12 protein-coding genes are annotated in these 12699 nt (G+C 45.2%); 4 read left to right on the forward strand and 8 right to left on the reverse strand.

Going from position 1 to position 12699, the window contains the following annotated elements:
- Window positions 1-38: 38 nt before the first annotated feature.
- From guaD to xdhA, 6 genes are all read right to left on the reverse strand, one after another.
- Entirely contained in the window at window positions 39-1334 is a 1296-nt protein-coding gene (gene guaD, locus ACYX4M_RS14355) for a guanine deaminase (RefSeq protein WP_476080612.1), read from the reverse strand.
- 5 nt (window positions 1335-1339) lie between these two features.
- Window positions 1340-1666: a hydroxyisourate hydrolase gene (gene uraH / locus ACYX4M_RS14360; protein WP_476073199.1), complete on the reverse strand. Its 327-nt coding sequence runs from the start codon at window positions 1664-1666 to the stop codon at window positions 1340-1342.
- Window positions 1667-1746: 80 nt separating this feature from the next.
- Window positions 1747-2250, reverse strand: a complete 504-nt coding sequence (uraD, locus tag ACYX4M_RS14365) for a 2-oxo-4-hydroxy-4-carboxy-5-ureidoimidazoline decarboxylase (protein ID WP_476080613.1) — start codon at window positions 2248-2250, stop codon at window positions 1747-1749.
- 30 nt (window positions 2251-2280) lie between these two features.
- On the reverse strand, window positions 2281-3183 hold the full coding sequence (gene xdhC, locus ACYX4M_RS14370) for a xanthine dehydrogenase accessory protein XdhC (protein WP_476080614.1): 903 nt from the start codon (window positions 3181-3183) through the stop codon (window positions 2281-2283).
- A complete protein-coding gene (xdhB, locus tag ACYX4M_RS14375; RefSeq protein WP_476080615.1) occupies window positions 3180-5546 on the reverse strand; it encodes a xanthine dehydrogenase molybdopterin binding subunit in 2367 nt (788 codons plus the stop codon). The genes xdhC and xdhB overlap by 4 nt, the downstream gene beginning before the upstream one ends.
- Window positions 5539-6984: a xanthine dehydrogenase small subunit gene (gene xdhA, locus ACYX4M_RS14380; protein WP_476080616.1), complete on the reverse strand. Its 1446-nt coding sequence runs from the start codon at window positions 6982-6984 to the stop codon at window positions 5539-5541. The genes xdhB and xdhA overlap by 8 nt, the downstream gene beginning before the upstream one ends.
- A 415-nt stretch (window positions 6985-7399) precedes the next feature.
- Here xdhA and ACYX4M_RS14385 point away from each other — a divergent pair, with 415 nt between their 5' ends.
- From ACYX4M_RS14385 to ACYX4M_RS14395, 3 genes are all read left to right on the forward strand, one after another.
- The gene (locus ACYX4M_RS14385) at window positions 7400-8053 is read left to right on the forward strand and encodes a TetR family transcriptional regulator C-terminal domain-containing protein (RefSeq protein ID WP_476080617.1); all 654 of its coding nucleotides are present in this window, start codon (window positions 7400-7402) and stop codon (window positions 8051-8053) included.
- Complete coding sequence (gene puuE, locus ACYX4M_RS14390; protein ID WP_476080618.1) at window positions 8046-8975, forward strand: allantoinase PuuE; 930 nt, start codon at window positions 8046-8048, stop codon at window positions 8973-8975. The genes ACYX4M_RS14385 and puuE overlap by 8 nt, the downstream gene beginning before the upstream one ends.
- Before the next feature lie 98 nt (window positions 8976-9073).
- Window positions 9074-9331: a DUF3862 domain-containing protein gene (locus tag ACYX4M_RS14395; protein ID WP_476080619.1), complete on the forward strand. Its 258-nt coding sequence runs from the start codon at window positions 9074-9076 to the stop codon at window positions 9329-9331.
- 110 nt (window positions 9332-9441) lie between these two features.
- Here the strand turns inward: ACYX4M_RS14395 and ACYX4M_RS14400 are convergent, their stop codons facing one another.
- On the reverse strand, window positions 9442-10773 hold the full coding sequence (locus tag ACYX4M_RS14400) for an NCS2 family permease (RefSeq protein WP_476080620.1): 1332 nt from the start codon (window positions 10771-10773) through the stop codon (window positions 9442-9444).
- A gap of 323 nt (window positions 10774-11096) precedes the next feature.
- Here ACYX4M_RS14400 and ACYX4M_RS14405 point away from each other — a divergent pair, with 323 nt between their 5' ends.
- Window positions 11097-12098 carry an adenosine deaminase gene (locus ACYX4M_RS14405; RefSeq protein WP_476080621.1) on the forward strand — a complete coding sequence of 334 codons (1002 nt, stop codon included), beginning with the start codon at window positions 11097-11099 and terminating at the stop codon, window positions 12096-12098.
- Between the two features lie 59 nt (window positions 12099-12157).
- On the opposite strand, the gene ACYX4M_RS14410 is transcribed toward ACYX4M_RS14405, so the two are convergent.
- Window positions 12158-12457 (reverse strand): Hpt domain-containing protein, encoded by a 300-nt coding sequence (locus ACYX4M_RS14410; protein WP_476080622.1) that lies wholly within the window; start codon window positions 12455-12457, stop codon window positions 12158-12160.
- Window positions 12458-12699 lie beyond the last annotated feature (242 nt).

Raw genomic sequence — 12699 nt, forward strand, 5'->3', positions numbered from 1 at the left:
TCTCCTTATTTAGGGCCGGCTGGCCCTACAGTAGCTTGTTACTCTTTATCTTCTTTGATGTAGCGGCAGTTACCGCTTATCCACGTCTGCTCAATAGCGCGGTCATCACCTAAAATACTTAGCGCGAAAAACACATCATCGAAGTGTGCATCTTCTTTTATTCTCAACCGTGTTAATTCATCGAACCTTGGCTCTACAACGATAAAGTCTGCGGTAGAACCTGGGTTTAAGTTACCAATTTCATGGTCAAGCGCATGGGCCACTGCTGCGCCTTGGGTCATAAGATAAAACCCTTCCAACGGGCTAATGGGCTCGTTGCGCAACTGACTGACCTTGTATGCATCGCCATAGGTCTTGAACATGTTGAACGTGGTTCCTGCGCCCACATCGGTAGCCATGGCAACATGTACTTTATTAGCACGCGCTGCGGTCATATCAAAAAGCCCGCTGCCTAAAAACAAGTTAGACGTAGGGCAAAACGCAACCGTAGCGCCGCTCTCGCCAAGGCGCGCCCATTCGTTAGGCGTAAGGTGGATACCGTGGCCAAACACTGCGCGCTCCCGCACCAAATTGTAGCTGTCGTAAACATCTAGATAGCCGTCAGCGTTAGGGAATAAGCTTTTTACCCATGCAATCTCGTCTAAATTTTCAGACAGGTGGGTTTGAATGAATACGTCGGGATATTGCTGGGCAAGTTCGCCTAGTGCGGCAAGCTGGGCTTCTGTGCTGGTGGGGGCAAAACGAGGCGTAAGCGCATAGCGATTACGACCCTTGTTGTGCCAAGTCTCAATCAACTCTGCACTATCAGCTTGCGCTGTGTCAGGGCAATCGTTCAGAGCACTTGGGCAGTTTCTGTCCATACACACTTTACCAGCCACTATCGCCATATCAATCTCGCTGGCGGCACTAAATAGTGCTTTGCTACTGCTTTTATGAACGGTTGTAAAAACAAACCCCGTTGTGGTGCCGTTTTTTAGCAGCTGGTTTAAAAATACTTTAGCGATGGTGTCGGCGTGTTCGCTATCGGCAAACTGCATTTCAGTGGGAAACGTGTAGTTTTCTAGCCAACTCAAAAGCTGCTCACCATAGTGGGCAATACTTTGGGTTTGCGGATAATGCAGGTGGCTGTCTATTAAGCCTGGTAAAATCCACTTGCCCGAAAAATCAGTGACAGTGGCGGCAGGGTAACGTTCAGCTAGGTCACTAAACGGGCCAATGTCTTTTATTTCTTTGTTATCTACCAGCAAACCACCGTCTTTAAAAACGGCAATATCATTATCAAATTGTGTGGTTTGTTTAGGAAAGTGCGCAATGCTTGCACGAAAAAGCTGCATGTTTGTTAGCTGCCCCTGTAGCTGCTGAAACCGAATGGAGAGATAAGAAGTGGTACGTGATAGTGACCGCCATTCTCAACAAGTTCAAACGTAATATCAATGTGTGGATAGAAACTGCTGCCATGAGTTTGTGTTAGGTATGGCTTGCAGTGAAAGCGCAAGGTATAAACCCCTGCAGCAAAACCATCCTCAACGCCCCAGTTTTTAAAGCGGCCATCACTGTCTGTTTCACCAGAAAGGGTACTGCCGTCAGGTAATGTAAGGGTAAGTCCAATGCCTTGTGCAGGCTTACCCAAAGTGGTGTCTAGTACGTGGCTTGAAAGCGTATTCATACTGTGGTCCTTTAAATTTTTTAATTCGTATTGCTGTTGCCTGTAGCACAAAAGTCTGGGCTGGCGATTAAGGCTTCGAACTAATTAAGCGCTTTATTAATACGTAGCAGGGTTATCTTTATCTGCTGTGAGGCAGCATTAGATATTTCCTGCTTTGTGGTATTCGGCAGCCTTTCCTGTAAAGCTTCCAGCATGGTTTGCGCAGAAAGCCCGGTAGCGCAGATAATAAAAATAAACCCATGCTTATCTAAATAGGCGTGATTAGCTTCTTTTAGTTGATGCAAAACGGCCTCAGAAGCACTAGCCGTGCCTGATTGTTCACCGGCAGCAATCGCTTTAGTGTTGGCAAACTTTTTACGTAGTGAGTCTACGTCGCCAATCATAGGGTGCGCTGTAAAGGCTTCTAGGTAGTCATCATTGCCACATTTTGCCCAAGCGTCTTTTGCTTGGCTAACAAGCGTATCTAAATCGCTGTAAGGGCGAGCTTCTACCATTTGGTAGACCCATGCTTTCGCCGCGCAGCATTGCTCAAACCAAGAAAATGCGTCTTCAGCGCTTAGTGTATTTAATTCAGTAAGTGTCACTGCTGGTATCCTTTTCTATTTGCTGCACTTTTACAGCACTATAGCAGGGGGCTTTGTATGTTCACCCGTACATGCATCAGTATTTGTATCAGCGTCGTTTTCTGAAGCCGCTGCTGCGTGGTTTGTATGAAGACGTTCAATGATTTGCGCCGATATAGAAACCGCAACTTCAATAGGGCGCTTTCCAGGAATATCTCGATTGCCAATAGGCGTGAACAGTCTCTCTAGCGCATGGTTTTCAAACCCGCGCTGGGTAAGCTTGGTAATAAAACGCTTTGCTTTAGTGTCTGAACCTATTAACCCAACAAAAGGCAGGGAAGGTTGTTTTAATGCTTGCTCGGTTATACGGTAGTCCAATTGATGATCGTGGGTGAGAATAATCAACCAGCTATTTTCAGCAAGATGCCTTACCTCACTCTCGGGCGCTTCTTCCACCACTTTTTGAACGTTGGCTGGTAGCGTCGATGGGAACAAATCTTCTCGATTGTCTATCCATGAAATTCGAACTGGCAATTGAGCCAAAATTGGAACCAGAGCTTTTGCAACATGGCCAGCGCCAAAAATGGCGATATGCTGCTGATGAACATTGCATACGTCAAACAGGACCTTTACCGCACCGCCGCAGCACTGCCCTAAAGAACTGCTCAATGGGTAGCTGTGTAGCTCAGTGCACACTTCGCCTTTAGCAAGGTATGCTCGGGCGCGGGCAATAGCATCAAACTCAAGGTGTCCGCCACCAATGGTATCAATACTGTGTGAAGCGGTGACCACCATTTTACTGCCCGGTTCACGGGGTGTGGAGCCCGCTGTACCCACAACGGTAACTAAAACATAGCCCTCATTACGCTCTTGGCACTCGGCTATCGCCTCGTGCCAGTGCGTAGCACGAAATGATTGGGGGGCGCGAAATGATGGCGTTGCTGCGCGCGTCATACAGCTATACCTTGTGTATCTGCTTGTTGGATTGCAGCGACAGCATTTAACACGCGCTCGGGTGTGGCTGGCGTATCTAACTGCGGGTCTACAGTGTAGCCAGATAGGCTAGATATCGCGTCTTTTAAAGCACTCCATACTGAAATTGCTAGCATAAACGGTGGCTCACCCACAGCTTTTGAGTGGTAAATGCTGTCTTCAGCATTTTCTCTACCAAAAAGCTTCACGTTAAATTCCTTGGGCGTATCGCCAATGGCAGGAATTTTATAGGTCGCCATGTTTTCACTTATCAGCTTGCCTGCCTCGTTCCATTGTAGGTCTTCCGTAGTAAGCCAGCCCATACCTTGGATAAAGGCGCCTTCAATTTGGCCAATATCAATTGCAGGGTTAAGGCTATTACCTACATCGTGAATAACGTTAACTTTATCTACCGTGTATTCGCCAGTCAGTGTATCTACCGAGACTTCGCTCATCGAAACGCCGTAAGCAAAGTAGAAAAACGGGCGGCCTTCGCCTGTATCACGGTTGTACTGCAATTTAGGTGTTTTATAAAAACCGCTTGAAGACAGAGACACTCGGGCAAAATACGCTTGTTGAACCAGCTCATTGAAGGCAATGCTGTGTTCATCTAACACAACGTGCTCATTAATAAACTGCACATCACCAGCGCGGCCCTCTAGACCCAAGCTTTTGGCGTAGCATTCAGCCAAGCGAGTTTTTAATGTAATACACGCGTTTTGTACGGCTTTTCCGTTCATGTCAGTTCCACTTGATGCCGCTGTTGGCGAAGTGTTCGGTACTTTATCCGTGCGCGTAGCGGTAACTTCAATCATATCTAAATCTAGACCAAACTCATTGGCAGCGATCTGGCCTATTTTAGTGTGCAGGCCTTGGCCCATCTCTGTGCCACCGTGGTTTACCTGAATACTGCCATCGGTATAAATATGGACTAAAGCGCCAGCTTGATTTAAGTGCTTTGAGGTAAATGAAATACCAAATTTAACCGGCGTTAGCGCTAGGCCCTTCTTAACTACCGGGCTTTCGCGGTTAAACGCTGCAATCGCGTCTCGGCGCTGCCAATATTGTGCACTTTCTTCTAACTCGGCAATCATATCGGGTAAAAGGTTGTGCTCTACCTTCATGCCATATGGAGTAAAACTGCCGGTGGTCGGGCCGTATAAGTTACGCTTTCTTACCGATAGCGGGTCGCTGCCGATAGCTCGTGCGATTTTGTCAATCATGGCTTCGGCCATGATCATGCCTTGGGGGCCGCCAAACCCTCGATAAGCGGTGTGCGATACCATATTGGTTTGCAGTCTGTGACCGACAATATCGCTATCGCCTAGGAAGTAGCCGTTATCAGCGTGGAACATGGCTCTATCTACAATAGCGTCTGATAAATCAGGAGAATGCCCACAAATGCCATTAATGGTCATGCGAGTCGCTTCAATTTTACCAGTTTCGTCAAATGCCACATCAAATTCATTTTCAAACGGGTGTCGTTTACCTGTAACGTGCATATCGGTGAAGCGCGGCAAACGAAGCTTAACTGCGCACTGATTGCGTGAAGCGAGCAGAGCAGCGATACAGGCCCATTGTGCTGCTTGGGTTTCTTTACCGCCAAAGCCGCCGCCCATACGCCTCATGTCTACCATTACTCGGTGTAATTTAACATCTAGTACTTCTGCAACTAGCTTTTGCACTTCACTTGGATGCTGACTAGAGGTATAGATTTTCATGCGATCTTCTTCATCGGGGATCGCAAGGCTAACTTGACCTTCTAAGTACATGTGCTCCTGACCGCCAATGCTTAGCGAACCATGTGCCTTATACTTAGCGTTTTCAATAGTGCTATCAACGCGGGCAGCATGTTGACCAAATCTATGTAACGGGCGAACAAATTTTTGCTGCTGGTGGGCAGCTTCAGCATTGAGTACAGGTGTAGCTTCGTCTACTTCTATACTGCCCTTTAGCGCAGCTTGTCGGGCAAGATTTACTGAAGTGGCAAGTACTGCAAACACCGGTTGACCGAAGAACTTAATTTCGCCGTTCGCAAGTAATGGGTCACCTTCAAACACAGGGCCAATGTCTTTATGTCCAGGCACGTCATCAATGGTGATGACATCAATAACGCCTTCGCTTTGGCGCACGGCGTTCAGATCTACAGAGCTGATAGTACCTTTGGCGCACTGGCTTACACCGACTGCCGCATAAAGCGTACCCTGAGGTTCAACTACATCATCAACGTAGTTGGCGCTACCTTGTACCTGGCGTGCCGCACTTTCGTGCTTTTTAGAGACGTGAACAACTTCTTGTTCGCCGTTTTTTTCTACAGGATTAGGGGCATCAATTAACTTACGCATGCTGCACCACCCGAGTTTCAATATGGTTAACTGTTTGGTTTTCTAACCAGAAGCGGTGCCACAAGTTAGCTAACACGGTTTTGCGGTATTGTGCTGTCGCGCGCACGTCATCAATAGGTGCAAACGCATCAAATAAGATTTGCTTGCCTAAGGTTAAGCATTCTTTGCTCGCGAACTGTTTACCTTTCAGAGCATTTTCCAATGCTTCACAAGTAGACGGTACGGCAGCAACGCCGCCAAAGCCACTGGTGATTGCCTCAACCTTGCCATCTTCTAAGGTAACGTTGAACACTGCACATACCGCGGATATGTCATCTTCAAAACGTTTTGATATTTTATAGGCAGCAAGTGCTTGTTTAGGCTGTTTAAGCGGTATTTCTATTGCACTTATCCATTCATCGTTAGCTAGCGTAGTTTCCCGGTAACCCGTGAAAAAAGTGCTAAGAGGGATCGTGCGAACACGCTCTCCATTATCCAAATGTAATATAGCGTTCAGTGCAAGTAGTAAGGGAGGCATATCACCAATAGGAGATGCGTTGGCAACATTCCCACCAATCGTTGCTTGGTTGCGAATTGGCAAAGACGCAAAGCGCGTTACCAGTTCGGCTACTTGTGGAAATGCGTCTAGTAAAAGCGGTGCTGCGTCATTGAGCGGAACGGCTGCACCAATAGTAAGAGAATGCTCGTTTTTGGTGCACTTTTTAAGTGCATCGATATGCGTAACGCTGATCAGCGTATCTACGTTTTTTAACTGTTGGGTGAACTGCAAACTTAAATCAGTGCTGCCTGCCACTAGCTGTGCGTTAGGGTTCGCCTCAATGAGCGCTTTTAATTCTTCGCGGGAGGTTGGTGTATATATATTGCCTGTACCCGATGGCTTCTCACTAGATAGTGATAATAACGTTGCAAGAGTAGTGTCTTGGCGCGCCGAGAACTGATCATCAGGTGTTTGTTGGCACACCGCCAGTGTAGCGTCGATAATAGGTCGATAGCCAGTACAGCGGCACAGGTTACCAGATAAAGCATGGAGCACATCGTCGCGATTAGGTTTTGTATTACTGTGATACAAGGCAAACATCGACATGATAAACCCTGGTGTGCAGAAGCCACACTGCGAGCCGTGATAATCAACCAAGGCCTGCTGTACAGGGTGTAAATGTTTACCATCGCTTAAATGTTCTACGAACAATAGCTGTTTGCCGTGTACAGCGCTCATAAGCGTGATGCAGCTATTTACTGTACGGTAGTTAAGTTTTGTAGCGTTATCAGATGATACTGGCTCTACAAGCACTACGGTGCACGCGCCACAGTCGCCTGCTGCACAGCCTTCTTTAGTGCCTGTTTTCTTGCGATGTTCGCGTATAAATTGCAGAAGGGTGAGGTCGGCTCGCGCTTCGTTTAACTCAACAACATCGTTATTTATTAGAAAGCGAATCATACTCACACCTTCTTGTTATATTCATTCTTGTATTCATTAATATAGCTGTATTTTTATCATAAAAGTAGACCATTTGGTCAATTTATTGCTTATAAAAAATGGCCGAGTTATAAAAGGCCATGATTTTGTGCAGATTTATGGGAAGTTATATAACGCCTCCCCGCGTGTTTTTAACAAGAAACGCATCAATTTGTATAAAGAATAAGGCAAGATTCGTGCTAGGTTTTAAGTTGAATGCAGAATAAATACTTTCTGAATGACTCATTTCATTGGAGAGGGGCGCAGGTGGTGGGTAACTCTGAACTTTAAGAGCATAGCAACACCTTGGTAATAAATGCTAACCTATCAAAAAGGCATGCAGCATTTTTCCTGCCTGTACGCTTGCAAAGTAGATTGCAAAGGAATTTAGATAATAATGATGAAGGTAAAGAGCGCTGACGCTGGCGTTGGCGCTATGAACAGAAGAAAAATACTCCAAGCCGCTGAAAAGTGTTTTGCACAGTTTGGCTTCAAAGGCACAGCAGTGCAGAAGATTGCTGACGAAGCAGGACTTCCAAAAACAAACGTTTTGTATTATTTCAAAACGAAACAAGAGCTATACGTAGCGGTATTGGAAGAGACGCTTTCATTGTGGAACTCGCGTTTTGACAGAGCAACAGTAGAAGATGATCCCGCCGAGGTACTTGCCAATTACATAGCTGAAAAAATGGAAGTATCGCGCACCCATCCCTTGGCGTCGAAGATTTTTGCCATGGAAATTATTAACGGGGCGCAGAACTTAAGCGGATACTTCGATGAAGAGCATGCACTATGGATGAAAGGGCGTCTTGAAGTTATTGATGAGTGGATAAAAGCAGGCAAACTCCCTCACGTTGAAGGCGAATACTTGCTTTATACCATTTGGGCCAGCACCCAGCACTATGCTGATTTTTCAGCGCAGATTACCCGACTACGGGGTAAGAAGATGACTAAAGCAGATTTTGAAGACGCAACTAAGCAAGTAGTTAAGCTTGTACTTGGCGGCTGTGGTTTAGCTGTTCCTGAAAGTTTCGAGGTGCAGTATGAGTGAGTCTGTGTATCCTCGCGACCTCATTGGCTATGGTCAACACGTACCTCGGGCGAACTGGCCTGGTGATGCAAAAATAGCCGTTCAATTTGTATTGAATTACGAAGAAGGTGGCGAAAACTGTGTGCTTCATGGTGATGAGGCGTCTGAAATATTCTTATCGGAAATTATAGGTGCACAAGCCTATAAAGATCGTCACCTTAGCATGGAATCTATTTACGAATACGGCAGTCGTGCAGGTTTTTGGCGTTTACACCGCTTGCTAAATAAGTACGACATTCCTGTGACTGTATTTGGCGTTACCATGGCCATGCAGCGCCACCCTGATGCTGTGAAAGCCATGATGGACTCTGGTTGGGAAATAGCCAGTCACGCCATGCGCTGGGTGCACTATCAGGATATGAGTGAAGATGATGAGCGCAAACAAATCGATGAGGCTATTATTCTTCACGAGCAGTTAACGGGTAAGAAACCCGTTGGTTGGTACACAGGCAGAACCAGCCCTAATACACTTAAACTAATAGCAGAGCGCGACGACATTTTATATTGCGCAGACTCTTACGCTGACGATTTGCCATACTACGACGGCCACTACAGTAAGCCGCTACTTATGGTGCCTTACACGTTAGACACAAACGATATGCGTTTTGCCACACCTCAAGGTTTCAATAGTGGCGAACAGTTTTTTACTTATTTAAAAGATGCGTTTGACGTGTTGTATGAAGAAGGGGAAGAAGCGCCCAAAATGCTTTCTATCGGGCTTCATAATCGCATTATCGGAAGACCTGCTAGGCTTGCAGCGCTTAAGCGTTTTATCGAGTACGTAAAATCTCATGACAAAGTGTGGTTAGCCACGAGAGAGCAAATTGCTCGCCACTGGTTAGCCACTCACCCTAAAGATGGTAGTGACAAGACGGGTTCATAGCGTTTACAGTACGCCATCGTAATTCACATAAAGCAAGGTGGAAGATAAGGGGCGACGGGTAGGTTGCTTTTACTTTCACTTAGATAAAGGACAAAACCATGAAATCAAAAATAGCCATCATTGCTTTTAGTGCATTAGCGTTAACTGCGTGCTCAAAGCTAACTAAAGAAAATTATGACAAGCTAAAGATGGGAATGTCTCAGGATGAAGTTGAAGCTGTTTTAGGTTCAGCCGACAACTGCGGTAAAACAATGGGCACTATGGCGTGTACATGGGGCGCTGAAGACAGTAAACATGTAAAAATCGTATTTATGGGCGATAAAGCAGTTACCTTCACATACGACGGATTAAAGTAAAACATCAGCGTGTTTATACCAGAGCGCATAAAAGAAAGGTGGCATTGAAGCCACCTTTTTTTATCCAAATTAAGGGCTTGTGCGTAATATCACTCACACGCACCGATAGATTATTTTAAATCTAGTAAGTACCTAAGTAAGAAAACGATAGCTAAGGCATAAGTAAGTGGAGTCACTTCCTTAAATTTACCGGTACCCACCTTAATACCCACATAGGTAATAAAACCAAGGGCGATGCCTTCGCTGATACTAAATGTCAAAGGCATCGCAATAAGTGCAACCGACGCGGTTGCTAAAGCCCCTAAGTCGTCAAAATCAACTTGTCGAATCGATTCCATCATTAGAATGCCTACCATTAATAACGCCGGGGTCGTTGCCATTAGTGGAATAACTTTCATCAATGGCGTGAGGAAAAGCGACAACAGGAAGCATATAGAAACCACCACTGCGGTAAGCCCCGTTCGACCACCAGCTGAAACGCCAGTGGCAGATTCAACATAGCTGGTAACCGGTGAAGTACCCACAAAAGCACCAGCTACACTCGCTGATGCATCCGCCGTCATGGCTGGACCAATTTTCGGTAGCTTACCTTCTGAGTTCAGCAAGTTGGCTTTACGCGATACGCCTATTAATGTGCCTATAGTGTCGAACATGTTCACGAACATAAGTGCGAAAATAAGGTCCCACGTTTCTGCGAGGTGATCGATAGGGTACCAAAAGTCCATTGCCATAAATGTATTTGAAATAGACTCTGGCATGCCAACAACGGCAGAAGGAGTAGCGGTTAACGTTCCGTTTTCGGTAGGGATAAAAGCACCGATTAAAGTGAGGGTAACGATAGAGATTAATATAGCGCCGGTAACGCGCTTAACCATAAGAACGATAGTAAAGATAATGCCAACAAGCGCAAGCATGACAGCCGGCTCAGAAAGGTCACCAAGCTGAACAAAGGTTGCAGGGTTATCAACAATAAGGCCCGCGTTTTTTAGGCCGATAAAGGCAATGAACAAACCTATACCACACTGAACACCTATCTTGAGTGAAGGAGGAATAGACTCAGCTATTTTGGTTCGAACGCCAGTAAGAGAGAGTATTAAGAAAAGAATACCGTTCCAAAATACAATGCCTAGGGCTGCTTCCCACGGAACTTCGCGGCCAAGACAAATAGTGAAAGCGAAAAACGCATTCAAGCCCATACCTGGCGCCAAGGCAATAGGGTAGTTAGTCATCAACGCCATCATCAATGTGCCGATGCAGGCGGCAACTGCTGTCACTGTAATAAGCCCCTCTACGGGCATGCCACTAAGGCCCAGAATTCCCGGGTTTACCACGAGGATATAAGACATAGCCGCGAAGGTAGTCAGACCGGCAATGATCTCAGTTTTTACCGTTGTGCCGTGCTCCTGCAGCTTAAATAGCCGTTCAATAACGTTGTTGGACATCAAGAGTTCTCTGTTTGTGTTTTATTAAGTATTTTATGCGTTTGAAAGCAATAAACTGACCAATTAGTCAACTTGTTGGTGTGTTTTGTGCTAACGTTAATTTCAGTACAATGATCAACGTACAATCATTGCGTGACTCGAGGTCACTAGCCAGGCAGCACAAAGCCAGCTAAACGGTTAGTAACTAACATAGATGGTGCTAGAAAAACCGCTAACAAAACCTAAATGAGCAATAGAACTCGTTTACAGATAACATTAAAGATAAACTATTACGCACCAATTAAATGCTTTTGCATTACCATAGTGCAAAAAAGTGAGGGGCCATGTCGCTGTCATCAATAATTAGAAACATACCAAAGGCCGAACTGCATCTGCATATAGAAGGTAGCTTAACGCCTGAACTCATGTGGCGCCTAGCTGATAAGCATAGTGTATCACTTCCCTATGCAAGCGTGGAAGAGATTGAAGCCGCATACAATTTTAAAGATTTGCAAAGCTTCCTTGATCTTTATTACGCAGGGGCAGGAGTCTTAAGAGATGAAGAAGATTTCTTCACGTTAATGTGGGAATACTTATTGCGATGCGCTGAAGAAAATATCGTTCATAGTGAAATTATGTTTGACCCTCAAACTCACACTGAGCGAGGAATCGGTTTTGATGTGTTCATGCCCGGATTTTTGCGCGCAATGCAAAAGGCTGAAGAAGAATTTGGTATAAGCAGCTATCTGATAATGTCTTTCTTAAGACATTTGCCCGAAAGTGAAGCTTTCGAAACACTAGAAGCTGCAAAACCTTATTACGAGTATATTAAAGCAGTGGGTCTTGATAGTTCAGAGTTGGGTCACCCGCCGTCTAAGTTCGAGCGAGTTTTCAAAAAAGCAAAGTCCCTTGGTTTTAAGATTGTTGCCCATGCAGGAGAAGAGGGCCCGGCATCTTATATTTGGGAGGCTATTGAACTGCTAAACGTTGACCGAATTGATCACGGCGTACGCTGCCAAGAAGATAAAGCTCTCATGGCGCTTCTAAAAGAAAAGCAAATACCTCTTACCGTTTGTCCTCTGAGTAATTTAAAGCTATGCGTGATTGACGATATGAAAGAGCACAATATCGTGCATCTGTTAGATGCTGGCTTATTAGTGACGGTTAATTCTGACGACCCTACCTACTTTGGTGGTTTCTTAAACGAAAATTTTGAAGCGCTTCATGAATCGCTGAATATAGATGAGAAGACCATTCGCGTGCTGGCCGCAAACAGTTTTAAGGCAAGTTTCCTACCAGAAGAGAAGAAAAACGCATTAATTAAGCAGGTTACTGGGGCTATGTAAATGACCTGCAAAGCAAGGGCGCGAGCTTGCAAAGGAAGTCTAGATAAGCTCGCTTCGCCTCAAGATTGCATTACGATAAGCGTTTGCTCGATTAAGCTATTTAGTTCTTCTATATCTGTAGCTATATCAGTTAAATCACCTTGCTTGGCTTTATTTTCAATAGATGCGGCTTTTTCTCGAACTGCGTCAGCTCCTACATCTCCTGATACGCCTTTCATTGCGTGACTTGTAAATTTTACTGCATCGACGTTTAACTCAGTTGCGGCTTTTTGAAAGGCTTCTTGCTTCTGTGTTATCTGCACTAAAAACATTTCAACAATGCGATTCAACAACCCTTCATTGCCGCCGAGTCTGCTCAACGCTGCCTTCTTTATTCCACAGTTTTTCTTTTAGAAGCCCACTATGCGTATGTAACGTATCCATTCTTATCACCAAGCAGTTCAAACAGGGTTTAATAGAGAGTTAATTGTGCGTTACAAAAAGCCTTTTAGTCAATGTATTACCGCTAAAATTCTGTTTTCATTAACAATATTAGACTAAAGATTAATGTTATTTTGCGTATGTCAGACGATACTAAATAAGGAATTTATAATGTAATACG

This window comes from Alteromonas sp. ABV4_150 (assembly GCF_056311745.1).

What these genes read in the sequence shown, in the direction of transcription:
- ACYX4M_RS14405 (WP_476080621.1), top strand. Translation starts at nt 11,097, where the DNA reads ATGTCGCTGTCATCAATAATTAGAAACATACCAAAGGCCGAACTGCAT.
- ACYX4M_RS14385 (WP_476080617.1), top strand. Translation starts at nt 7,400, where the DNA reads ATGATGAAGGTAAAGAGCGCTGACGCTGGCGTTGGCGCTATGAACAGA.
- uraH (WP_476073199.1), bottom strand. Translation starts at nt 1,666, where the DNA reads ATGAATACGCTTTCAAGCCACGTACTAGACACCACTTTGGGTAAGCCT.
- xdhC (WP_476080614.1), bottom strand. Translation starts at nt 3,183, where the DNA reads ATGACGCGCGCAGCAACGCCATCATTTCGCGCCCCCCAATCATTTCGT.
- xdhB (WP_476080615.1), bottom strand. Translation starts at nt 5,546, where the DNA reads ATGCGTAAGTTAATTGATGCCCCTAATCCTGTAGAAAAAAACGGCGAA.
- xdhA (WP_476080616.1), bottom strand. Translation starts at nt 6,984, where the DNA reads ATGATTCGCTTTCTAATAAATAACGATGTTGTTGAGTTAAACGAAGCG.
- ACYX4M_RS14400 (WP_476080620.1), bottom strand. Translation starts at nt 10,773, where the DNA reads ATGTCCAACAACGTTATTGAACGGCTATTTAAGCTGCAGGAGCACGGC.
- guaD (WP_476080612.1), bottom strand. Translation starts at nt 1,334, where the DNA reads ATGCAGCTTTTTCGTGCAAGCATTGCGCACTTTCCTAAACAAACCACA.
- ACYX4M_RS14395 (WP_476080619.1), top strand. Translation starts at nt 9,074, where the DNA reads ATGAAATCAAAAATAGCCATCATTGCTTTTAGTGCATTAGCGTTAACT.
- puuE (WP_476080618.1), top strand. Translation starts at nt 8,046, where the DNA reads ATGAGTGAGTCTGTGTATCCTCGCGACCTCATTGGCTATGGTCAACAC.